This window comes from Nostoc sp. C110, from assembly GCF_043099725.1.
Taxonomy (GTDB): Bacteria; Cyanobacteriota; Cyanobacteriia; order Cyanobacteriales; family Nostocaceae; genus Nostoc; species Nostoc muscorum_A.
In genome coordinates this window covers 1,130,010-1,153,548 of sequence record NZ_CP171148.1, presented here as the reverse complement: position 1 = coordinate 1,153,548, position 23,539 = coordinate 1,130,010, and the positions used below count along the sequence as shown (strand labels likewise).

The following is a 23,539-nucleotide window of genomic DNA, read 5'->3' as shown; positions in this document are numbered from 1 at the left end:
TAGAGGTGCTGATTCAAGGAATTTTTGACAAACGCCGTTTCCTAGAGCAAGTATTGCACTTGATAGTGTTAGGACTTACGCACAGGTAACGGAAAACGTAGACACGTTCGCGTAGCGTCTCGTAGAGAAGTTGCTTGCCGCAGGCTACCACAGAGGGCGCAGAGGTCACGGAGGAATGAGAGTTTTAGAGGGTTTTTGCGTAAGTCCTAAGCGTTTAAAAAATGGAAGTAGCATTAGTAAAAAATTGCTTCGCCGACCTTTTTTTACTACATAATACTCCAAAAAATCTTCATGCTAAGGCTGGTAAATCCTGAGTTATCAGTGATCAATAGAAAAACTAATTCCAATTCACAATGCCTAATTTCGTGTTATGAATAAATCCCTTCTTCCCGCAGATGATCTGCCTCCAACTGGAGCAACTCTACTTAACGAGTTATTTTACAGGCAGCTAGAAGAAGCTACGTGTAGGCGATTTTATCAAGTCTGCGTCCCACTTATGCGAGTTTTACTATCAAATTGTCACTGGTATTTCAAAATAAATACTAGTCCTCTGATGTTAATCATTATCTGCTATGACATAGAAAGCTATCTGCATATTGTTGATGCTATTCCACAGTTCATCAAACAGTTGAAGCAGTTTTCTAACAAGTCCAAAATTCAGCTTTTTACACCAGATAATAAAGGAGAACCTTGGGAAATCGAGATTGAAGAAACATCAGATAAATAAGCCTAGTGCCGCAAGGCGGAATTAAAAATTAAAAATTAAAAATGAATACATCGTAAGCATTTCATTGATTTAGAATGGGTGGTTTATTTCTGCCGTGTTGTACTAGTCAAGTACGTAAACTCGACATTCCGTGTTTTGAACAAACTATGCTTACAACACAAAATCAAATGCCGTGAGAGTTGGCGCACCAGTTAGAGTTGCAAATAGACTACTACTGCCAAAACCAGGCGTGTTGCCATTTTGGTTGTAGAAGAGCTGTCCACTTACAGGATCTTTTATTCTCACATCAGCTAGCAACAGCGATCGCATTATGGAATTGGATGAATCGACAGTTGTGGGACAATATCAAATATAAACTGGGTATTAGTACTACCTTCGGCTCACTGTTGAGCCGTGCAATTAATGGCTCGGCATCATTTTGGGGAGCCATAGGTGTAAGTGGAAGAGGGAGTGCAGACGGTGCAGGTGAAGCTAGATTACCCAAAGCAGGGAGAAAGGTACTGAGAAACTTTAAGCGATCGCACCCAATTCAATTCTGAATTCTTTCTTTAAATCGTTGAATGTATAACTCACAACATTAAAGCCAAAAATATATATACTGGATACTTTTTTGTCTTTCTATCGGTTGATGCACAGAAAATTTCTGAATAGTTTCCTTAAAGAAGAACAAGATAATCTGTCAGAGAACTGTTAGTTACAAGTTGAGCTTTTAATACTACTGAAGTTTCTTATAACTAGAATCAGCGCATCAAAATCTGATGAAAGGAATCGAAAGTTATGGCAAAAGTTGTTGGAATTGATTTAGGGACAACTAACTCTTGTATTGCAGTCATCGAAGGTGGACAACCGCTCGTGATTGCCAATGCAGAAGGACAACGCATCACTCCCTCTGTAGTTGCATATACAAAAACAGGCGAACGTCTGGTTGGTCAAATTGCTCGACGACAGGCGGTAATGAATCCAGAGAATACGTTCTACTCAGTCAAACGGTTTATCGGACGCAAACACGATGAAATCACCCACGAAGCGAGTGAGGTTTCTTACAAAGTCGTTCGTGATAGCAATGGCAACGTCAAACTCGATTGTCCAGCGCTAAAAAAACAATTCGCGCCTGAAGAAATTTCTGCTCAAGTTTTGCGAAAACTTACAGATGATGCCAGCAAATATCTAGGAGAACCCATTACGCAAGCAGTCATTACTGTGCCTGCTTACTTCAATGATTCGCAACGACAAGCGACCAAAGATGCAGGCAAAATTGCAGGGCTAGAAGTACTCCGCATCATTAACGAACCTACGGCTGCGGCACTTGCTTATGGTTTAGACAAAAAGGGCAACGAAACAATCTTAGTCTTTGACTTAGGCGGTGGAACGTTTGACGTTTCAATTCTAGAAGTTGGAGAAGGGGTGTTTGAAGTCAAAGCCACGAGTGGAGATACCCATTTAGGTGGTGACGATTTTGATAAAAAGATTGTTGATTATGTTGCAAATGATTTTCAGCGCCACGAAGGTATTGATTTACGCAAAGATAAGCAAGCCCTGCAACGGTTAACTGAAGCCGCAGAAAAAGCCAAAATTGAACTCTCCAGCGCTACCCAAACAACGATTAATCTCCCCTTCATCACGGCAACTCAAGAGGGGCCAAAGCACCTCGATATAACCTTAACTAGGGCGGAGTTTGAGAAACTCTGCGCTGACTTGCTCGATCGCTGCCGCATCCCAGTTGAACAAGCTCTCAATGATGCCAATCTGAACAATGCCAATCTCGATGAAGTTGTCCTAGTAGGCGGTTCCACCCGAATTCCCGCCGTGCAACAACTCGTCAGACGCATCACAGGCAAAGATCCAAATCAGGGAGTGAACCCGGATGAAGTAGTTGCTGTGGGTGCAGCAATTCAGGGTGGAGTACTGGCGGGAGAAGTGAAGGATGTACTGCTGCTAGATGTAACACCGCTTTCTTTAGGGGTGGAAACGATGGGCGGGGTGATGACAAAAATTATTCCCCGCAACACGACGATTCCGGTGAAGAAATCCGAGACGTTTTCAACCGCCGCCGATGGCCAGCCGAATGTCGAAATTCATGTTCTGCAAGGAGAACGGGAACTTGTCGCAGACAATAAGAGTTTAGGTACGTTTCGGCTCGATGGCATTCCTCCAGCTCCGCGTGGAGTACCTCAAATTGAAGTGACATTCGACCTCGATGCAAATGGGTTACTATCGGTAACTGCTAAAGATCGCGCCACTAGTAAAGAACAATCGATTACAATCTCAGGCGCTTCGACGCTGGATAAACACGACGTGGAACGCATGGTACGAGATGCAGAAACTCATGCCCAAGAAGATCGCCAACGCCGCGAGCAAATCGACACCAAAAATAATGCGGACTCACTGGTTTATCAGGCAGAAAAACAACTGCAAGACTTGAATGGTCGAGTTTCTCAAGCAGATAAAAGTCGGGCGCAACAATTGATTGACGAGTTGCGATCGGCAATTGAGCGAGAAGACTACAATCAAATGCGATCGCTCACTACCAATCTTCAACAAGCACTCATGCAAATCGGTAGCGCCGTTTACGCCCAAGCTAACGCAGCAACTAGCAATCCTAATCCCACAAATCAGCCAACCGGACAAAACAATGACGATGTGATTGATGCCGATTTTGTTAGCTAAAGCCTGCATTACAACTACTGGAGACTACCGACTTTCAACAACTCAACAATCACACTGACAAAAGACGTTCCGAGTGCAGAATAGTCGGATTATAAGTATCGAATCATGCCAACTGCAAGTGATTTCAAAGATTATTACAACATTTTGGGAGTTAGCAAAACTGCAACTTCCGACGAAATTAAACGAGCTTACCGCAAACTTGCCCGCAAATATCATCCTGACGTGAATCCCGGCAATCCAGAAGCCGAGGAAAAATTCAAAGACATCAATGAAGCCAACGAAGTTTTATCAAACCCAGAAAAGCGCCAAAAGTATGACTCTTTTGGGCAGTACTGGAAGCAAGCAGAGGTCAGAGGGACTTCTCCTAGAGGAACTAGCACGTATGCAGAGAATTTTGACCAATATAGCAACTTTGATGACTTTATCAATGATTTGCTAGGTGGTTTAGGGGGCAGGACAAGAGCAGGACGGACTTATTACCGTACCTCGACTGAGCAGCCTGATGACTTTGGCTCATTTCGCAGCCAAGCACCAGCACCCGATAGTGAAGCTGCGATCGCCCTCTCCTTTTCGGAAGCGTTTCATGGCGTTCAAAAGCGGTTGCAGTTGGATGATGAAACCATTAACGTTCGTATTCCCGCAGGTGCTAAACCGGATAGTCGAATTCGCATTAAAGGTAAAGGTCGCCCCAGCCCTTTTTCTCAACAGCGAGGTGATTTGTATCTCACAATCGAGGTGCTTCCCCATCCGTTTTTTCAGTTTTCGGGTGACAACTTAACCTGCGAAGTTCCCATTCGTCCAGATGAAGCGGTCTTAGGCGCTCAAATTCAAGTACCAACACCAGAGGGTAGCGTCACATTGAGCGTTCCGAAAGGAGTACGTTCCGGTCAATCGCTGCGGCTGCGAGGAAAAGGCTGGACACAACCAAAAGGCGGGCGAACTGACCTAATTGTGAAACTTCAGATCGTGTCTCCGAAAGAGTTAAGCGAAATTGAGCAGGATTGCTATGAAAAGATTCAGGCGAATAGCAGCTTTAACCCACGTACTGCATTAGAAGGATTAACGTTATGAGCGAGTTTAGCCTCTCCAGTACAGTTGTTTCCCATGAAGGCGATCGCCTTTATACGTTTGAGTATGCAGCCTCTGTTACCCAAACTTCAACGATTGTAATTGAGCGATTTGTGCAACTCGGATTGATCGAACCGAAAGGCTCAATGCTGCACTCACGAGAAATTGCGCGAATTGCTCAAATCCAACGCTTGCGTCGGGATTTGGGGCTAAATCTCGTAGGCGCAGCAATGGTCATGGATATGGCTCAAGAAATTGCCCAGTTACGGGCACAGCTAAAAGCGTTGCAGCCTTCTTGAAAAACATCACCCAATATCAAATGTGAAAAAGTTGGCGCGATCAAAATCTTAACAAGTTACTCAACATTGGCTCATTTTGAGAGAGAGGAGCGCGATTTGGCAGGATGGGTGCGGTAACAATACGGTTCGGTTAAAGGGGAAAGGGAAAAGGTTTTGAATACATCCTTTACCCTTTACCCCTTACCCTTTCCCCAGACCACAAGGAAAGTGAAAAATGCTTATCCGAACCGTATTGGGTGCTGAATCCTACTTGATGACAAAGTTAGACGGGTCTTGATCTCGTCGATGCTTAGTGGGAATGGGGTCTGGTTGCCCATCACCCGCCAGGGCTGCGGTTTTTTCCAGGGATTCCCTCAATCGCTTGGCTGCGTAGATGGACATATCTCGCGGTACATTAATGCGATCGCGCAAATATCGGAGAGCAACATCAGCTCCCGATGGAGGTACACAGTCTTCACCTGTCATCATGTGTGTTAAAGCACAACGTAGCGCTTGATCAAACAATTTATCATCTAACGGGTTGACTCGGATAATATTGATGCGATGCTCAATGGTTCGCTTAAGAGCTTCCATGCGTGAGTTTTCGGGTTCTGGATAAGCAACATCTGGTAGCCCAAACCAGGGGCCATTATCCACCTGTGCTTTATTAAGAAGCATCTGGGTTTCGCCGTTTTCCCAACAGCCCCCCATCTGGGGCGGCAAATCATGTGCGTGGGTGTGAAAGTCGCTCTGGGTACCGCAGTAGGTCGGTCGGCTTTCCATTGCCGCAAACCATGCGCTCAAGCGGGGGTTTTGCGATCGCAGGGAGTAGCCCTTGTAGTAGTAAAGGCTCGCATTCATCCGTTCAAGATATGGCGTAAAAATGACATCAACGATGCCGAAGCTATCTAGAAAGTAAGGGCTTGGGGTGCGACCCAGAGCCTCCTCGACCATAGCCACCACTGCGATAAATTGTTCTCGGTTGCGTTGTTCTTGTTGAGAGGAACCGGCTTTAGAGCATAGCCAAGCGCACCAGGCTCTAAATAATAGTCGTTCTAATTGACGTAGAGGAAGCACCATGCGGTCTTCCATCCCTTGGTTCAATGGAGCAAAAACCTTTTCCAAAGCGAGCAAAATGTCATCGCTTTCCTTAATAATCCGTCCATCTAGCTCAATCGCAGGGAGCATTCCTGACGGTACCTTACGTTTGTACCAACTTTCTTTCTCCCCGTAGCAGAACATTGTCACTTTTTCGATGCGGTAGGGTATCTGTTTTTCCTCTAACCATAACCAAACTTTTTGACAGTAAGGACACCAGGCATGGTTATCGCGGTACAGCGTTACCCGCACATCAGATTCTGGCTTCCCAAACAAGCGCAACCGGGCTTTAGCATTGGTGAGACCATTAACGGTATCTATTTGATAGTCCGTTAGGGCTTCTAGTTCTTCCCAGCTTAAGGGTGCGGTAGTCATAGGGTAAGTTGCGTAGGACAATACTTAGGGCAATTCTATACTCTACAATATTTTCAATTAGACATCTCCAGAAATTAAATATGCGTTATCCAGAATCCTTGTAGAGACGTAGCAATGCTACGTCTCTACATTCATTTTCACCAGATGTCTATTACACCAAGGCTTAATTTAACCGATAGGTTTGCCCATCAATTCTTTCCACTTCTCCGTGAAGAAAAAGTTTAAATGATCTGGCATACCTCAAACTCTATAGCAATTCTCCATTACTTGACTTTCAGTGCTGACTTCCCTAATGACTGACAAATAACATCGTTTTGTGGTGTATGGATACGGCTGCACAGAACGTCACGGTAGTGACGCTCTAAAGGATTTCTTTTTAACATACCAGGATTACCAGTTAGTTCCAAGGCAATCTCCACAGCACGAATCGAGTTAGTTGTAGTAAGGTATTTAACAGCTTGTGCCTGTAATCCGACGTTAGGATCGTACTCGCCCCGATCAATATCTTGAGCCAAACTATAAATTAATCTATTGTTAGCAAATAGTAGTGCTTCTATTTCACCTACGGCAGTTTGGAAGCGTGGCAGAGTTGCTAGCGGTTCTTTGAGATTAGAAGGCGATCGCTCCCAAAGATATTTAACCAGCCAGTCTCGCGCACTGGTAGCCACACCGAGATATAAAGCGCTCACTGTCAAACTGCCCCAAGTCGAAATCAGTGGATCAAGTGATGGCGCAGCAGATATGGGACTGATATTCAGGGCGTACTCTAAGGGAATTAATACATTCTCCAAAATCAGATCGTGGCTGCCTGTAGCTCTCATCCCCAAGTGATCCCAGGTTTCGACAATTTGCAAACCGGGCAAATCGCGCGGAACCAAAAAATTGCCAACTTGTGGTTCATCTTCAGTTGTCCGCGCCCAAACCACAAAGTAACTGAGGATGGGACTACCCGTAGTGTATTGCTTGTGGCCTGTTAAACGCCAACCCTCTGTTGTCCGTTCGGCAATTGTGGCAGGTAATCCGCCTCTAGCTGGGGTTCCTAACTCTGGTTCAACACGGGCGGCATTGATCAGGGCAATGCCTTCAATGGATTCACGACACAACCTTTTATATACTTCTGGATGCCAGCGACGGCTACGGGCTGCATTGGCATGTTGGAGATAGTGCATCGTCAGTACTAGCGCGGTTGAAGCATCGCCACGTGCTATCCCTTCAATGACTTGGCAGATAGTTGATAGCCCTAAACCCTCACCACCTAATTCACGGGGAATGGTAAGGCTGAGTAATTTTGCCTCAGACAAAGCTGTAAAATTCTCGAAGGGAAAGGAACCCTCTTTATCGTGTGCGCCTGCACGGGTGGCAAAGTCTTTAGCTAGAGCTTCAACCTGGTCGAAAATATTGGGGATTTCTAAGCTTTTGGTTACAAAGGTGTCTGGCAGTGCTTGCTCCAACTGTGACATAAATACTCCTTAAAGCTCACTTTACTCTCATCCCACAAAAAATTGATGTTCCTGAAAACTTAACATAGGACTTATTTTAACCCTCTCTCTGAGTTACCAAGAATTGGAAGCGATGTCTGCGACGGGCTTCTCTACGAGACGCTACGCGTAGCTTGCTTCCAGGAAGTGGTACGCCTACGCATCTGTGGTAAAATACAAATGCTAGATAGCTCAAATGTTTCCACTTGCTGGGATGGCAATACACCATGAACCAATTTGGTTTTGTTGTACATTCAACAATTCGTGAATGTACAACAAAAATGGACGTAACTGGATTCGAACCAGTGACCTCTACGATGTCAACGTAGCGCTCTAACCAACTGAGCTATACGTCCTTAACCACACAATTATTGATAGTAGCATATACTTTTACGATCGCACAAGATAAAGACCCAAGCTTTTTTAAGGGGGTTTTAGGTTTTGAGTGCGTAATACCAATTCTCTATGAAGATGCATAGAATAAAGCTTCATGGATGAAATCATAACTTGTCAAAGAGGAGATTAACTCGCAAGACATTTGAGCTAACTCATTTTGAACCCGTAAATTGATATTTTTTTTCGCCGATTTACTCACCCTCAATTGTTTAATTCCAAATTTTAGAGATACTTGCACCATCTCTGAAACTAGCTTTTTCTCGTAATAAACACGCGAACAGTTTCTTATTTACCTCACTCCCTATTTTCTTTTAACCGAGCAGTATTGGAACGAGTCTCACCTCAATTTATGATCAAAGTCACAATTGCGTAACATAACTGTTCTTATTGGCAATAGACTCTTCATGAGAAGAGCGGTTGGTTACTTCATCTGGCTAATCCATTCAGCAACAGCGTCACAAATGTGGATACTACCTCTTGTGCTGATTTTTTTTCTGGAAGTATAATCTTTGATTCATAAGCAATAGAAATCGCTGCTACGCCATGTACCAATGCCCAAATTGTTTTGGTTATTTCGTGAGGATTGCCCGCAATCAGCGTTCCGTCTTTCTGTCCTGCTTGGACAATTTTAAATAATTGATCTAGGGATGTCTGTGAAACCTCGATCAAACTCGGATATTTCTCTGGATTGTAGTAACAGAACATTACTTGTAAATGATTTGAATGCTCTAAGGCGAAGTTGACGTATGCACTGCTAGCAGCAATCAACTGTTGCTTGGTATCTTTATTAACTTCCTTTATTGCTGTTTCTACTTGCACTGACAGCAACCGAAAACCTTCTTCTGCGATCGCTGCTAAAACCGCCTCTTTATCTGCAAAGTGCATATACGGAGCGTTATGGCTGACTCCTGCTCTTTGAGAAATCTTCCGCAAACTCAAACTATGAGCGCCTTCTTCTGACAGAAGTTCTGTTGCAATTGCAATTAATTTGTTACGTAAATTACCGTGATGATATTTATCTTTTGGTTTCATAGGTCATATTGACAGTGACAATATTTAATGTCATATTGGCAATGTCAATATAGTACTTTTTCACGACAGTTTTGTCCTTTGTGTCTCAAATGTTGCCAAATCTCGATCAAAAGGCAAAAAATATGCTAGGGAAATTGCTTCGCTTGATGTTTGTGGTTGGTACAGTTGGGCTAGCAGGATCTTTTGCTGGTGCGACGAGTGTCACTTCGCAAAATTTATTGGCTCAAAATCAGACAACTCCATCAACTTCTAGTCGTATCCTTCAGATTAATTTCAAATACAACAACTCCACGTCTGACTTTAGAAAGCAGATGAAGGATGTTGCGCCTCGTATCGCCAAAGCACCAGGACTACGCTGGAAAATTTGGTCAATTGATGAAGGTAACAAAGAAGCTAGTGGGTTTTATCTGTTTGAAGATGAAAAATCTCTGAACAACTATGTCGAAAATATTTTCAATGTTGGAATGAGAAATAACTCAGCAATTAGTAATATCGTAGTCAAAAAGTTCAATATTCTTGAAGATCCTACGATCGTTACACGAGGCCCTATCAGTCAGCTTAAATAATCTCAAAAACTTGCTGTATCTAACCAGATGAGAGAGTCATATGAAGTTTAGCAATACTGTCACAACGTTTGCCACACCTGAAAAAATTTGGGCGATTTGGACTGATGTAGATAATTGGTCAGTATGGGATACCGAACTGTGTGATTCATATCTTGAGAGTCCTTTTAAGCTTGGTGCGATAGGTAAATTAACACCGAAAACAGGTACAACTTCTAAATTTACAATTTCGCAGTTTAGCCCAGGTAAGAGTTATACATTTACAATTCAGTTACCATTTTGCAAGTTAAATGTACATCGCTACTTGAGTATCTATGCAGATAGTACATCATTTACTCATGAAGTGTCATTTAAAGGAGCCTTGGCATTTTTATTTGGTTGGCTTCTCGGCAAAAAGTTTAAAAAAGTTTTACCGAGAGTGATGGAGAATATCAGGGAAATAGCTGAAGCTAAAAGTATTGGACAAGGTTACTTAGAAAAAACAGCAGACTAATCTATTTCACATTAATCACAATGCGTATAAATCCTGTAGAGATGTTGCATTGCAACATCTCTACTAACTAAAAAATATCAGCCGGATCTGCTTGTTTGAGTTTTCTCACAGCTGTTGCACCCGAAACAAAACACATAATAACAGTTGCTATCAGCACAAAACCAGCTCTATCTATTGTCATTACAATAGGTAGAAGTGTTGCCTTTTTAGCAAATTCATACTGAATTATAGAAATTAAAAACCCCGGTATGTAGCCTAAAATTGCAATTAATAATGCTTGTTGTAAAACTATAGATAAAAGGTATCTTTGTTGATAACCAATTGCTTTTAAAGTGGCATATTGGGGTAAATGTTCAGAAACATTGGTATAGAGAATTTGATATACGACTACAATACCGACAACAATTCCCAATCCTACCCCTAAGTTAAAAATAAATCCAATAGCTGTACTAGTTTGCCAGTAATTTTTTTCAAAAGCAATCAATTGTTCTTTTGATAATACTTTTACATCTTTAGGTAAAAAGGTTTTTAACTTTTCTGTAAACTCTTGGGCATCATATCCTGGTTTTAATTTGATTAAACCAATATCAATTAATCCTTTATAACGAGAGCTAAAAATCCTTAAGAAGTTAAGATGACTGGTGACTAAATTTCCATCAGAACCAAAAGATGTACCTAGATTAAATAGTCCAGCTACTTTAACCCGGCGATTTGAAGAACGATTACCAATTTCTGTTTCTATATTACCTTTTTGCTCAAAATCTGCAACCACAGGTCCGAATTCAGCGCGAGAACTGCGGTCAAATAAAACCACATTTGGAATTTTTAGTTTGTTGATATTTTCCTCAACTCCAGGAAAATCTACGACCTGATAGCGAATATCAAAACCAATCACAAATATATTCCGCCAATAATCTTTAGTTTCGGGATTTTTCCATTGACCAAAGCCTAAATATATCGGTGCAACATAATTAACTTCTGGAAATGCTAAAGACTGAGATAAACGTCGTTCTGGAAAACTTTCCATAGCAATTAAAGCTGTAGAACGAGGACTAATCAAAAAACAATCCCCTTGCAAGCCTTGGTGCAAACGAACAGCACTGTCAAATAAAGCATCTCGAATGCCTAGTTGGACGAAGACAATTACTACAGCAAAAACCACTCCTAATAAAGCAATAATTAATCTGGCTTTCTGATATCTAAGTTGCAACCAAGCTACTGGTATTTTTTTGCGAAGTATCATATTTATATTTCCAATTTAGAACAGGGTAAAAAATAGCTAATAATGAGATTTTTATTAGTTGAATATTGAGAGATAAAAGTTTTGTCAATTTTATGGTGATTCAGTATTAATCATGACGTTGACTTCTAAATTAGTGAGGTTAGCAACTTTTTGGCTATCTTGTGGAGACAGACGAATTTTTACTTCGACAACTCTAGTATCTGCATCCGCAACAGGATCGGTTCCTAAAGCATTTAAAACGCCAACTTTTAAACCAACTTCATCGACATTGCCTTTAAGCTCTTCGATTAATCCACCACTGGTAACAGTTGCTTGTTGACCAAGACGAACTTTACTAATATCGGTTTCATAAACTTCTGCGATCGCGTACATTTGTTCTGTCTGACCTAACTCGATAATTCCATCTTTGCTAATAACTTCACCAGCCCATGTGTGAATTTTTAAAACTTGTCCATTTTTAGGCGATCGCACATAAGCCAAATTTAAATCTGCTTGAGATTTTTTCACAGCAGCCTGGGCATTTCCTAGCTCTGATTCTGCCACACTGACATCTACAGGGCGGACTTCTGCGGTGGCATTTAGAGTTGCTTTGGCTTCTTCAACTTCGTTTTTTAAGGTTGCTAATGTGCGATTGAAATTGGCTTGTGCTTCTTTGACTTGTTCTGTTCTAGTACTAATAATTTTCTGTAAATTAGATTCAGCTTCTGCAAGTTGTTCTTGAGTAGTATTGTTTTGTAGACAAGTGCTATCTCGTTGAGAAGCTGAAACTACTCCTTTTTGATACAAAGAATTATAGCGATCGCATTCAGTTTGAGCATATCGTAATTCAGCTTGAATCCTCTTAATGGTTGCGGCTTGAGAATTCTTTTCTCCTTGTAACTGAGCTGCTAAATTAGCAATAGTTGCCCTTTGAATTGTGAGTTGACCTTCTAGTTCTGCTCTTGTTTGTTGATATTTTGCCGTTTGAGCATTAATATCTCCTGTTTTCGCGCCTGCTTTAGTTTGCTCTAGTTTAGCTTGAGCAACATTAACTTCAGTTTTTGCCTGTTCCAAAGCTGCTTGCAGACGTTCTTGGTTATCCAGAATTGCCACTACTTGACCTGTTTTTACCTTGTCTCCTTGTTTGACAAGTAGCTTTGCAACTCGTACACCTTCACCTTGTATAGAAGTAGGAGCAGATAGCTTAATTACTTCTCCTTTAGGCTCTAGATATCCTCTAGCAGCAACCGCACTGGGACTTGCTTGAATTTTATTATTAGCTGCAATAGCCTGTTGCGATCGCTTTTGATTTTCTAGTTGATTATTTAAAACTAAATAAAACGAAGTAGCACAAGTAGCTAAAGCCGCAGCGCCTAAAATTACAACAAATCTCCAGTCTACAGGTTTGGCAAAAAACTGATATTTCATAATTTAAGTTAAATCTCTAAAATCTACTTTTACAAAAGTGGCAATGTAGGTAAGATATGTATTTGCAAAAAATATCTTTTACAAATACATATCTGTATTTTTACGCTCGATTAATACACCCAAGGCAATAAACGACGAGTGCGTTTTTTATATGCCTCGTATGCATTATCAAAAGCTTGCAGCAATATTTTTTCTTCAACTCGGCAGCGAAAATCATGAGCTAAAAAGTTAGCAATTACTTGCAGTAAGAATCCTAGTTTTGGAACAATCAAAAACGAGCCAAAAAACAGAAGTTGAAAAGCGAAGTAAAGTGGATGTCTGACAAAACTATAAGGCCCTTTGGTCACAAGTTGATGACCGGGATCGATGTGGGGAAATAACCGCCAACTGCGAAAAACCCAAAAAGACCATACTTTCACAATTAATGCCAAACCAAGAATAGCAATTCCTAGAGCTTGAATCGGAAAAGTCGGTTGAAATACAAAAAATCCTAGCGCATCGGGATTTGCCCACCAAATTGCTAGCAAAATGTAAAAGATCCCGTAGGTAGCACTGGTGAGAAATAGTGCTGGCGGGCCTTGAGGAGTGATGGATGACTCACTAGCAACTGGTTCTTTTGTGGAGGTGTCAACAAATGACTCTGGGTTATTGAGTTTGCGCCGTCTAATGATGGATGCATTGACAATTAATAGCCAATACAGTGAATGAACCAAGCAGAGAATGGCTTTGACATCTACTTGTGGTAGTTGTTCTGGGAAAGCCACTGCAAACTGAAATTGTGTCATTAGTTCCACAAGTTAACTCCTAAAGTAACGTGAGTTCTGTCAAATAACTTTCTAGTCTCTGGGTTTTCCGTGCCTCTGTGGTTAAAAAAAGAGTTTTTAAACCACAGAGACGCAGAGGACACAGAGAAATTAATAGGGTTAGTTGTATCTTCCTGGCTGCCAGTTGTTCATAACTGCCAGACAAGCCCTCAATTGGGTTGCCAATGTTTGCACATCTGGTTCTCTGACCATCGTGTAGTGGTTGCCTGGAATCCAACGCACTTCTAAATTGGTGAGTAATTTGTGCCAATCTAAAGCTGGATCAGTGGGATTTTCTGGTGGTTGGTTTGCTGCTCGCAGCAGTGTTGCTAGCCCCTCGTAGGGACGCGGTGTGTAGGATTCGATCGCTCGCATATTGCATTTGAACACCTCGAACAAGTAGTTGACTTGTTCAACTCCGGCATCTGGGGGAACTAAGTGCAGTAGTCTGGCTTGTTCTAGAATGTAGTTCAATTGTTGTGCGGTATCTAGCTGCTGCAACTGCTGCAATCTAGTAGCATCAACATCAAATCGACCTTCTAAATCTTGGATAAACCAACCTGCTAAGGTGGCTTCGTCCAAATCTTCGCCAGATAAGGGCGCGGGACAGTCGATAAGTACCAGCATATTGACTTCTTCACCTTGCTGGCGCAATTGCTGGGCAATTTCTAAGGCAGCAATTCCCCCAAAAGACCAGCCACCGATAGAGTATGGCCCTTGTGGTTGAACGGTGCGGATGGCTGCAATATAATAAGCCGCCATATCTTCGATAGTGGTAAATGGTGGTTGTTCTCCATCCATCCCCACAGCCTGGAGACCGTAGAACGGCTGATCTACACCCAAGCGACGGGAGAGATCCATATAGCAAAGCACATTACCGCCAGCCGGATGAACGCAGAAGAAAGGCGGTTGAGAACCAGAGGGCTGGATACTGACTAAAGGCGACCAAGGCGCTGAACTATCTGACGATTCCCGCAGAGTCCGCGCTAAATGCTCAACAGTCCCGCCTTGGAACAACGTAGACAAGGGTAAATTCTGAGCAAAGAGTTTGTGAATTTGCGTCATCAAGCGTACAGCTTGAATAGAAGTTCCACCCAGTTCAAAGAAATTATTAGTAATACCTACCTCCGGCAAGTTCAAGATTTCTTGCCAAATTTGTACAAGTTGTAACTCTAAGCTGTCTCTAGGTGGGACAATTGCCCCTAAATCTGCTTGACTTTGTTCTGGGTCAGGTAAAGCACGGCGATCTACTTTACCGTTGGATGACAAGGGCAAGCTGTCCATAAACATGAACATTGAGGGAATCATGTATTCTGGTAACTTCTGCTGGAGGTAGCTACGCAATTCTACTGAAGTAATTGATTGTTCCTGCTCAAAAACGATATAAGCTACCAATTGCTTCTCATCCCGTTGTTTGCCAACGGCTGAAACAGCAACAGAACGGATGGCTGGGTTTTGCTGCAAGACAGTTTCAATTTCGCCTATTTCTATCCGATAACCGCGAATTTTAACCTGAAAATCAATTCTTCCTAAAAACTCGATGTTACCATCCGGCAGATAGCGCCCCAAGTCCCCCGTGCGGTAAAGACGCTCTCCCGTGCGGGGATGCTGAATAAAGCTGGCTTGGGTCTTGGCTGCATCTCGCCAATATCCCTGAGCTAAACCGATACCACCAATGTAAATTTGTCCTGGAACCCAATCAGGACGGGGTTGCAAGGCTTCATCAAGGATGTGGAAGCTTTGGTTACTCAGGGGTTTACCGTAGGGGATGCTAGTCCAGCTAGGGTCAATTGTTTCGATAGGATAGAAAATTGACCAGATGGAAGCTTCCGTGGCTCCTCCCAAACTGATTACTTGGACATCGTTACCCAAGGAGTGAATTTGCTCCGGTAGAGTTACCGGAATCCAATCACCACTCATCATCACCAACCGGAGGGAAGAAGGTAAGCGATCGCTGCGATCGCCTGCATATTCGACTAACAATTTCATTAACGCTGGTGCAGAGTTCCAGACTGTCACCTGCTCCCGTTGGAGAACATCCAGCCAATGGGCCGGATCGCGGCTGCCTTGAGCATCGGGCATGATAATTGTACCACCAGCTGCGAGCGTTCCGAAGATGTCATATACTGACAAGTCGAAACTTAAGGAGGAAATAGCAAACACCCGATCCTCTGCTGTCACGCCAAACCGTTGATTGATATCGAGGATGGTGTTGGCTGCACCGCGATGGTCGATGGTGACACCTTTGGGTGTGCCGGTTGAGCCAGAGGTGTAGATGACGTAGGCTAAATCTTCTGGGGTTTGTATTGATGGTAAAGGTTGACTGGTAGAGGCTTGTACCAGGGTTGAGTCATCAATTGTTAGCCATTTGACTTGAGTGGCGAAGCTGAGATTTGCTTCTAGCTGAGGTTGGGTAAAAGCGATCGCTACTTCAGCGTTATCCAGCAGCCAGTTAAGACGTTCTTGGGGTAGGCTGGGGTCGATTGGTAGGTAAGCTGCACCTGATTTGAGAATTCCCAAAACAGCGACTAACTGCTCCCAACCTTTTTCCATCACTACGGCTACCAACTGATTGGGACGAGCGCCTAAGTCTCGCAGTTGTCTACCGATGTAGTTAGATAGGCGATCAAGTTCGGCGTAAGTCAAAGTTAGTTTGGAAGTAGCGATCGCTAATTTTTGTGGGTGTTGAGTCACATGTTCAACAAACAACTCATGCAACAACTGGGTGGGAATAGTAGTGTTGGTAGCATTGATGGCTGCTCGTTGTTGTAGCTGTGCTTCGGGTATCAACCATTCTGTGGTAGTCTGCCAAGTATTGTCTGACTCAGCCAAACGATGCAGTAGCAGTTGGTAAGCATCAAACATTTGGGCCATTAAACCAGAGGGAAAGGCTTCTTCTACAGCATCCCAATTCAGGAGCAAAGCGCCGTTTTCTTCAACAATTTGGTGGTCGAGGAGGACGAAAGGCGTTTGCAACAAGCCATTACAAATTACCTGCCAATCCTGCTCACCCGCAGCATTAGTTTGAGTGTCGCGGTTTCCCAAACCCAAAGCACTGGCAAAGGTACAAGGCATTGCGGCTCTAGCAGTTCCCCCTTGCATCCGATTGAGTTCGCCTAATACTTCCACACCAGTCACCGCCGTATGTTCCAAATCACTCCACAACTGCTCTTGTAAGCGTTTGGCTTGGGCGGCGAAGCTTTCGCTTTGGGTGTGGTCAACTGTCAATAATAGGGTGGAGCTACAGTTACCTAAAACCTGATACACCTGTGGATGCAGTGGTTCGCGGTTAAAGTAGAGGATGTTAACTGTGAGTTTTTGGTTTTTGCTCCAAGTGGTGAGGATGGTGGCATAAGCAGCACAAATCGCCGCCGCCGGTGTTAGTCCCAGCTGACTGACTCGTGTTTTGAATTGCTGCCAAACTGCTGGTGCTAGTTGCCCTTGCCAACGGGTGAAAGTAGGTTTCTCAATAGCACTCGGACTTTTGGCTAGGGGCAATTCCGGGGCTGGGGGAATTTCAGATAACCTTGGCCACCAGTAATCACGGGCTTTTTGGTAGGCTGCTGTTTGATGGCGTTGATTCAGCGTCAGGATGTAATCTCGGAAAGAGAGATTCAGGGCTGGTAACTGTGCTTGGGGGTTGAGGTAAAACTGATACAAATCTTGGAAGACAAATCCACCACTTAAAGCGTCGCAGATTAATAAACTAATGCTGATGTGGAGTTGCGTAGACGCGAAGCGTCTTGTCGCTAGACATCGCTCCTCATCCAATAACTGTACCCGCACCTCAAATAAAGGATATTTATCAAGTGATGGGCCATTATCCTTCATTTGCTGGCGCATCGCTGCTATTTGCTGCTCCGCCTCTTTTTGACCGCGTAAGTCGATGACTTCCACAGCAAAGGGAGGCACAGTTTCGAGAATCTGCTGTTGAGCATCAGGTAAAATTACTGCTCGTAGCATCTCATGACGCTCAATTAAACGTTGCCAAGCCAAATTCAATCGCTCAATGTCGAGATTAGTGACGGCAAATTCTACGTAGAAATGAGCAGACACGTTACCCAAATCGAAAAAATTGCTACCACCCAAAGCATAAGCTTGTTGTAAGTCAGTGAGCGGGAATGGCTGATAACGTTCCTCTGGGGCATGAACTAGGGTAAATTCTGCCGTTGAAATGGGCGTTTGCAAAATTGCCAGCAATTCTAGCTTGTGAGCAGTCAAGCGATCGCGCAGTTCTTCCGTTAACACACCTTTGGGGGCACGGAAACGCAGTTTGTCGCCTTCAGCCCACAAATACACTCCATTTTGCGTCAAATCATCCAGAAGTTGACTCGCGCTCATAGTTCGCCATCCTCCCATTCTTGATTACTGGTGGCTAATTCAACAGGTCTAGCAGAATTGCTCCTCAGATGAGGAGGAGATACAAGGACAGATGATACTGACGACATTTCTTGTGTAATTTGAGTGAGTACTTGTGCAGATAACTGGGCGATACTAGGGCCTTGAATGAAGCGAATCATCGGTAAATCAACGCCCAAGTCGTTTTTAAGTTTGTTCTTTAACTCCACCGCCACTAAAGAATCTAGTCCTTGGCTGTTGAGGGGCTGATGGCGATCGAGTTTCGAGGCTGGCATTCGCAGTACCCTAGCCACTTGTTCGTGGAAGTAAGTTTCTAAAAGTAGTTGACGCTCATCTGATGGAGTTGCTAAAAGTGCTTGACGGGAAAGGAAATTTGTGCTTTTTTCAGTCTCGATTTCTCCAGAGTTACTAAAGACCTCCGTCAGCAATTGAAACAAAGGCATCTTGATAACTGCTGGATTAGCACGCAATACTTTTGCCCAATTGATGGGAATCACACCTAATTGTGCAGTTTTATCCGTTAACAGGTGTCCTAAAATCTCTAAGCCTTGCTGTGGGGGAATACTACCAAAACCCAGAGATGCCATGCGATCGCCCCGATTGGTCTGGGCTGCTGCTAAACCTACTTCTGCCCACGCACCCCAGTTGATACTGAGTGCAGGCAGATTTTGACTTTGCCGATAATGAGCTAACCCATCTAAAAAGGCATTGGCTGCCGCATAGTTTCCTTGTCCGGCAGAACCCAGCAGTGAAGCAGCTGAAGAAAACAGCACAAAGAAATCTAGGGGTTTATTGAGGGTGTGCGTGTGGAGATTCCATGCCCCTTCTATCTTGGGTTGCATGACTTTGTGCAACCTTTCTGGTGTTAATTGTAAGAGAATGCCGTCATCCAAAACAGCAGCGCTGTGAATTACACCCCGTAATAGTGGCATATCTTGGTCTAATTGAGCGATCGCTCTAGCTACTTCCTCAGCCTGACTGATATCCGCCTGAAGTACCTTAATTTTTGCTCCAGCAGTTTCCAGAGTTTGTAAAACTTCTAGGGCTGCGGGTGTCGGCTGACTTCTCGCCATCAGTGCCAAATATCTAGCTCCCCTCTCCACCATCCAAGTAGCTACTTGTAAACCCAGACCCCGCAGACCTCCGGCAATGAGGTAGGTTGCTTCGGGGTGGAAGTTTGGTAGTTCTGAATCACTGGGTAAATATCGCTTCAGTCTAGCAACGTAGGACACATCCCCACGCAAAGCGATTTGATTTTCTACATCGTCTGCTTGTAGTAGCTGTAAAAGTGATGCAATTTCTGATGGTTTAGGCACTGGTGCTAAATCCACCATTGAGCAACGCCAGTCTGGATGTTCTTGAGCAATCACGCGTCCCAGTCCCCACAGAGGCGATTGGGCAATACTAGGACTCGAATCTACAGGCTGTACGCCACGGGTAACTAGCCAGAGACGGGGTGTATTTTGCCAACCTGTTTCCGCCAATGCTTGGACTAAATGGAGAGTGCTAATACATCCCAAATTGCGATCGCTAAGTGGACGATCTCCCATATTGTCACCAGCTAGTGAAGCTAGGGTAGTCAATTCTGCTGGAGTGATATCTAAACTCCACAGATGCACCACTCCCAAGCATTCACCAGAAACAGTTTGTAGGAGTTGCTTAAAGTCATCTAAACAATTTGGCTGAATTTGATAATGCTGTGAATCCTGTTTTTGATAAGTTTCACCTGCAAAAACCAAGATGCAATTTTCGCCTTGCTGCTGCAATTGTTGGCTGAGATTCTCTCCAATTCCCTGTCTGTCTGCCAATATCAGCCAATAGCCTTGGTTTTGTTCACTGCGTCTTGGCGCTGTGTCCTTGGGTTCTAAAAGCCGTTCCCAGCTAATCTCATAGAACCAATCGCTAGAATTATTTTCACTTTGACTATCAAGTTTCTGAATACGCAAGCATTCAGCATCTAATATTCTTTGCCCTTGGTCGTTGAACAGGACTAACTCGGCAGCAAAGGCATCTGTTTCTACTACAGGTTTTAACTGCAAGTGTACCCATAAACCTGTAGTATCCGGTTGCTGATAAAGTCGGAGTTTGTCTAGGCGTACTGGCAAATAAGCTCCTTCTGCCTCAGCATCGGGGTTAGCTAAGGGAGTCGCCAAGGCTATGACTTGGAAACAGGCATCCAAAATAACGGGATGAATTTGGTAGTGGGCGATTTCTGCGTGTAAAGATGCTGGTAAATGGATGCGACCGAGGGCTTCCCCTTCGCGTCGCCAGATTTGCTCTACGCCTTGAAAGCTGGCTCCATAAAGCAAACCTTGTTCCGCCATTTGTTGATAGTGCTGTGTGCCAGAAATAACTTCCTGACAACGGGCTTGAATTTCTGCCACCGTTGCGGGAATGGTGGGTGTAATTTCCCCGTCGCCTCGGCGCACTGTACCACTGGCATGATGCCGCCATTTCGTCTGTGGGTTTATACCAGGACGGCTGTAACAATCAAAGTTGAGAGTGTCTGGTGTGTTTCCTGGTTGCAAGCAAATTTGTAGAGTCTGAGTTTCTGCTTCGGGAATGAATAGACCTTGTTGAAAGTGCAAAACTTCTAGGGTATGTTTACCTGCGCCAAATATCTCAGCCGCAGCAGCTAATACCATTTCTACATAAGCTGACCCCGGTAACACCATCACACCTTGTACCCGATGGTCATTGAGGTAAGGAAGCGATCGCAAATCCAATTGTGTTTGCCAAATCCGCATTTCTGGCAGATGTGCCAGACTGGGCAAGGCTTCCCCCAATAACGGCTGTTGTGATGTTTTTCTTGGCGGTAGAGAATTGCTACCTTCTAACCAGTAGCGTTGATGTTGCCAGGGATAAGTCGGTAGTAAAACGCACCTTCTATTTTCTGGATAGAAAGCCTGCCATCGTGGTTGATAGCCCAAGGTATAAAGGCGACCTAGTTCACTGAGTAAAAAATAACGCTCTTGTCGCTCTCTGTGCATAGAGGCGAGGACAATTCCAGCTTTGCCTTTGTGCTGCAAACATTCTTGAATATTCTGGGATAAAACGGGGTGAGGGCTGACCTCAACAAAATAGGTGTATCCTTCATATACCAAGTTTTCAATTGCCTGACTGAATTGGACAGGCGATCGCATATTCCGCCCCCAATAAGCAGCATCCCAATCTCGTCCTTGGCTGCTGGTTCCGGTAACTGTGGAGAAGAGGGGTAATTGGGCGACTTGCGGTTGCAGTCCTGCCAAAAGGTTAACCAATTCCTCGCTGTAAGGCTGCATCTGTGGACAGTGAAAGGCATAATTGACACGCAACAATCGACAGAATATTTCCTGGGCTTGTAGTATTTGACACAAACTTTCTAAGGCAGTTGCATCACCAGCAACGACAGTAGATGTGGGGCTATTAATAGCTGCGATCGCTAAACCAGGAAATTCCTCTAGCCAGGGTTTGAGTTCTTGCCAAGGCATCCCAATTGCGGCCATTTTGCCTTTGCCTGTAGCCTGCTGCATCAAGGATGCTCGTTGCACAACAATCCGCAAAGCTGTTTCTAAAGTAAAGACACCTGCTACATAAGCAGCAGTGATTTCACCGAGACTATGACCCACAACTGCCGCAGGCTCAATGCCCCAAGAACGCCATAAGGCAGTTAGGGCAACTTGAATCGCTAAAATGGCAGGTTGGGCAACTTCAGTATCTTGGAGGCGAGAAATATTCTCTGGTGCTGCTAGTTCTTGGAGTAGCGACCAATGAGTGAGGGATTTTAAGATGCGATCGCACTCTTGTATAGTCTCTCGAAAAACAGGCTCCTGTGCCAAAAGTTGCCGTCCCATCCCGATCCACTGCGCCCCCTGTCCAGAAAACACGAAAACCAAGCCAGATAAATCATCTGAATGTGGGTTACTGGGTACTAAGTTGGGGTGAGATTCACCTTCTACAAAAGCGTCAAGTGCTGCTGTCAGTTGCTCAATAGACTGCCCTACCAAAGCGATGCGATGCTTATGATGAGGACGGCGCAGACTAGTAGTATAAGCAATATCCAGCAAGTTAGTTTTACCTGGAAGAAAAGCTCGGTAAGCTTGCGCCATATCCAAGAGTGCGGCGGGATTTTTAGCAGATAGAGGTAAAAGATAATCTTTTACTGATACCAAAGCTGGCTCTGTCGGTAAAAGCGGTGCTTCTTCGAGTATCACATGAGCATTTGTACCGCTAAAGCCAAAGGAACTCACCCCAGCAATGCGTCGTTCTGTGCCACTATTCCAGGGGGTAAGTTCTGTGGGAATTGAAATCGGCAAATTCCCCCAAGAAATGTAAGGATTCAATTTTTGGAAGTGGAGATGGGGCGGAATCTGCTGATGCTGCATTGCCAGGACAACTTTGATTAAACCGGCCACACCAGCTGCTGATTCTAAATGTCCAATATTGGTTTTAACTGAACCCAAAGCTAGGGGATGATTTGGTGATCGCCCTTCACCCAAAACAGCCGCTAGGGAACTCACCTCAATCGGGTCTCCCAAAGGCGTACCTGTACCATGCGCTTCCACATAACTGACTTGATGCGGCTTCACCCCGGCGTTAGCTAAAGCTTCTCGTAACACTGCCTGTTGAGCGGGGCCATTGGGAGCAGTCAAACCATTGCTGCGTCCATCTTGATTAACGGCAGAACCGCGAATCACTGCCAAAATGGGGTTGCCATCTGCGATCGCATCTGATAAACGTTTGAGAGCGATCGTACCGCATCCCTCACCACGCGCGAAGCCGTCAGCATCAGCATCAAAGGTTTTGCAACGCCCCGTAGGAGATAAAGCGCGGGTGCGACACAGGGTAATGTTGTTGTCGGGAATCAACATCAGACTCACCCCACCCGCCAAAGCCAAATTACATTCACCTGAGCGCAAACTTTGACAAGCTAGATGTACCGCTACCAAGGAAGAAGAACAAGCTGTATCCAAAGTGACACTCGGCCCTTGCAAACCCAGCAGGTAAGAAACCCGTCCTGATACCACACTCATACTGTTGCCAGTACTGCTGTAGGCATCGATTACAGTACCCTGTAACCGCGAGTAATCGGCGTACATCACACCGACAAATACCCCTGTACGACTACCTGCTAGTTGGTCTGGTCGTTCTCCTGACTGCTCTAGGGCTTCCCAACATACCTCTAAAAACAAGCGCTGCTGCGGGTCAATAAATGCTGCTTCCCTGGGAGAAATACTGAAAAAATCAGCATCAAATTTATCAACGTCATCAACGAAAGCACCGTGACGAGTGTACATTTTGCCAGCAGCATCAGCATCGGCATTGTAGTATGTTTCCAAATCCCAGCGATCGCCAGGAATTTCTTGCATTGCATCCACACCATCGCGCAAGCAGTGCCAAAAAGTCTGAGGATTCTTAACACCGCCAGGAAAACGGCATCCCATCCCCACAATTGCAATTGGTTCTGTCTTTTTCGATTCCAGGCGGTTCAGCTTGCCTTGCATTGTTTCCAATGCCAGTAAAGCTCGTTTTAAAGGGGATAATTCCTCAACTCGCTCGTTGCTTTTGCTCAT

16 protein-coding genes and 1 tRNA gene are annotated in these 23,539 nt (G+C 44.3%); 7 read left to right on the top strand and 10 right to left on the bottom strand.

The annotated features are described in order from the left end of the window. Positions 1-370: 370 nt before the first annotated feature. On the top strand, positions 371-727 hold the full coding sequence (locus ACFFRD_RS10575) for a hypothetical protein (protein ID WP_392481418.1): 357 nt from the start codon (positions 371-373) through the stop codon (positions 725-727). A gap of 150 nt (positions 728-877) precedes the next feature. Here ACFFRD_RS10575 and ACFFRD_RS10570 read toward each other — a convergent pair whose 3' ends face one another. After that, entirely contained in the window at positions 878-1,036 is a 159-nt protein-coding gene (locus ACFFRD_RS10570; protein ID WP_392481417.1) for a hypothetical protein, read from the bottom strand. Between the two features lie 11 nt (positions 1,037-1,047). On the opposite strand from ACFFRD_RS10570, the gene ACFFRD_RS10565 reads away from it, so the two are divergent. From ACFFRD_RS10565 to ACFFRD_RS10550, 4 genes are all read left to right on the top strand, one after another. Further along, a complete protein-coding gene (locus tag ACFFRD_RS10565) occupies positions 1,048-1,266 on the top strand; it encodes a hypothetical protein (protein WP_392481415.1) in 219 nt (72 codons plus the stop codon). A gap of 238 nt (positions 1,267-1,504) precedes the next feature. Then, positions 1,505-3,394: a molecular chaperone DnaK gene (gene dnaK, locus ACFFRD_RS10560; RefSeq protein WP_392481414.1), complete on the top strand. Its 1,890-nt coding sequence runs from the start codon at positions 1,505-1,507 to the stop codon at positions 3,392-3,394. 105 nt (positions 3,395-3,499) lie between these two features. Beyond that, positions 3,500-4,465, top strand: coding sequence for a DnaJ C-terminal domain-containing protein (locus tag ACFFRD_RS10555; protein WP_392481413.1), 966 nt, complete (start codon positions 3,500-3,502; stop codon positions 4,463-4,465). Further along, positions 4,462-4,761, top strand: coding sequence for a chaperone modulator CbpM (locus ACFFRD_RS10550; protein ID WP_392481411.1), 300 nt, complete (start codon positions 4,462-4,464; stop codon positions 4,759-4,761). The genes ACFFRD_RS10555 and ACFFRD_RS10550 overlap by 4 nt, the downstream gene beginning before the upstream one ends. Positions 4,762-5,007: 246 nt before the next feature. On the opposite strand, the gene ACFFRD_RS10545 is transcribed toward ACFFRD_RS10550, so the two are convergent. From ACFFRD_RS10545 to ACFFRD_RS10530, 4 genes are all read right to left on the bottom strand, one after another. After that, positions 5,008-6,213 carry a glutathione S-transferase family protein gene (locus ACFFRD_RS10545; RefSeq protein ID WP_392481410.1) on the bottom strand — a complete coding sequence of 402 codons (1,206 nt, stop codon included), beginning with the start codon at positions 6,211-6,213 and terminating at the stop codon, positions 5,008-5,010. Between the two features lie 263 nt (positions 6,214-6,476). Beyond that, entirely contained in the window at positions 6,477-7,673 is a 1,197-nt protein-coding gene (locus ACFFRD_RS10540) for an acyl-CoA dehydrogenase family protein (RefSeq protein ID WP_392481409.1), read from the bottom strand. 300 nt (positions 7,674-7,973) lie between these two features. Beyond that, a tRNA-Val gene (locus tag ACFFRD_RS10535) sits at positions 7,974-8,047 on the bottom strand. Between the two features lie 466 nt (positions 8,048-8,513). Beyond that, entirely contained in the window at positions 8,514-9,119 is a 606-nt protein-coding gene (locus tag ACFFRD_RS10530; protein WP_392481408.1) for a TetR/AcrR family transcriptional regulator, read from the bottom strand. 122 nt (positions 9,120-9,241) lie between these two features. On the opposite strand from ACFFRD_RS10530, the gene ACFFRD_RS10525 reads away from it, so the two are divergent. Continuing rightward, on the top strand, positions 9,242-9,685 hold the full coding sequence (locus ACFFRD_RS10525) for a YdhR family protein (protein ID WP_392481407.1): 444 nt from the start codon (positions 9,242-9,244) through the stop codon (positions 9,683-9,685). 40 nt (positions 9,686-9,725) lie between these two features. After that, a complete protein-coding gene (locus ACFFRD_RS10520) occupies positions 9,726-10,175 on the top strand; it encodes an SRPBCC family protein (protein WP_179073135.1) in 450 nt (149 codons plus the stop codon). A 67-nt stretch (positions 10,176-10,242) separates the two neighbouring features. Here the strand turns inward: ACFFRD_RS10520 and devC are convergent, their stop codons facing one another. The 5 genes from devC to ACFFRD_RS10495 all read right to left on the bottom strand — a co-directional run bounded on the left by devC (position 10,243) and on the right by ACFFRD_RS10495 (position 23,539). After that, positions 10,243-11,418 carry an ABC transporter permease DevC gene (devC, locus tag ACFFRD_RS10515; protein WP_392481406.1) on the bottom strand — a complete coding sequence of 392 codons (1,176 nt, stop codon included), beginning with the start codon at positions 11,416-11,418 and terminating at the stop codon, positions 10,243-10,245. Between the two features lie 90 nt (positions 11,419-11,508). Further along, positions 11,509-12,825 carry an ABC exporter membrane fusion protein gene (locus ACFFRD_RS10510; protein ID WP_392481405.1) on the bottom strand — a complete coding sequence of 439 codons (1,317 nt, stop codon included), beginning with the start codon at positions 12,823-12,825 and terminating at the stop codon, positions 11,509-11,511. A 110-nt stretch (positions 12,826-12,935) separates the two neighbouring features. Further along, positions 12,936-13,610 (bottom strand): isoprenylcysteine carboxylmethyltransferase family protein, encoded by a 675-nt coding sequence (locus ACFFRD_RS10505; RefSeq protein WP_206758426.1) that lies wholly within the window; start codon positions 13,608-13,610, stop codon positions 12,936-12,938. 138 nt (positions 13,611-13,748) lie between these two features. Continuing rightward, positions 13,749-17,969 carry an amino acid adenylation domain-containing protein gene (locus ACFFRD_RS10500; RefSeq protein ID WP_392481404.1) on the bottom strand — a complete coding sequence of 1,407 codons (4,221 nt, stop codon included), beginning with the start codon at positions 17,967-17,969 and terminating at the stop codon, positions 13,749-13,751. After that, on the bottom strand, positions 17,966-23,539 hold the full coding sequence (locus ACFFRD_RS10495) for a type I polyketide synthase (RefSeq protein ID WP_392481403.1): 5,574 nt from the start codon (positions 23,537-23,539) through the stop codon (positions 17,966-17,968). Before ACFFRD_RS10495 ends, ACFFRD_RS10500 begins: the two co-directional genes overlap by 4 nt.

Bases quoted from the DNA above. Each gene is read 5' to 3' on its own strand.
- ACFFRD_RS10500 (WP_392481404.1), bottom strand. From the start codon at position 17,969: ATGAGCGCGAGTCAACTTCTGGATGATTTGACGCAAAATGGAGTGTAT.
- ACFFRD_RS10505 (WP_206758426.1), bottom strand. From the start codon at position 13,610: ATGACACAATTTCAGTTTGCAGTGGCTTTCCCAGAACAACTACCACAA.
- ACFFRD_RS10525 (WP_392481407.1), top strand. From the start codon at position 9,242: ATGCTAGGGAAATTGCTTCGCTTGATGTTTGTGGTTGGTACAGTTGGG.
- ACFFRD_RS10520 (WP_179073135.1), top strand. From the start codon at position 9,726: ATGAAGTTTAGCAATACTGTCACAACGTTTGCCACACCTGAAAAAATT.
- ACFFRD_RS10510 (WP_392481405.1), bottom strand. From the start codon at position 12,825: ATGAAATATCAGTTTTTTGCCAAACCTGTAGACTGGAGATTTGTTGTA.
- dnaK (WP_392481414.1), top strand. From the start codon at position 1,505: ATGGCAAAAGTTGTTGGAATTGATTTAGGGACAACTAACTCTTGTATT.
- ACFFRD_RS10530 (WP_392481408.1), bottom strand. From the start codon at position 9,119: ATGAAACCAAAAGATAAATATCATCACGGTAATTTACGTAACAAATTA.
- ACFFRD_RS10570 (WP_392481417.1), bottom strand. From the start codon at position 1,036: ATGCGATCGCTGTTGCTAGCTGATGTGAGAATAAAAGATCCTGTAAGT.
- ACFFRD_RS10540 (WP_392481409.1), bottom strand. From the start codon at position 7,673: ATGTCACAGTTGGAGCAAGCACTGCCAGACACCTTTGTAACCAAAAGC.
- ACFFRD_RS10495 (WP_392481403.1), bottom strand. From the start codon at position 23,539: ATGAGCAAAAGCAACGAGCGAGTTGAGGAATTATCCCCTTTAAAACGA.
- ACFFRD_RS10575 (WP_392481418.1), top strand. From the start codon at position 371: ATGAATAAATCCCTTCTTCCCGCAGATGATCTGCCTCCAACTGGAGCA.
- ACFFRD_RS10565 (WP_392481415.1), top strand. From the start codon at position 1,048: ATGAATCGACAGTTGTGGGACAATATCAAATATAAACTGGGTATTAGT.
- devC (WP_392481406.1), bottom strand. From the start codon at position 11,418: ATGATACTTCGCAAAAAAATACCAGTAGCTTGGTTGCAACTTAGATAT.
- ACFFRD_RS10550 (WP_392481411.1), top strand. From the start codon at position 4,462: ATGAGCGAGTTTAGCCTCTCCAGTACAGTTGTTTCCCATGAAGGCGAT.
- ACFFRD_RS10545 (WP_392481410.1), bottom strand. From the start codon at position 6,213: ATGACTACCGCACCCTTAAGCTGGGAAGAACTAGAAGCCCTAACGGAC.
- ACFFRD_RS10555 (WP_392481413.1), top strand. From the start codon at position 3,500: ATGCCAACTGCAAGTGATTTCAAAGATTATTACAACATTTTGGGAGTT.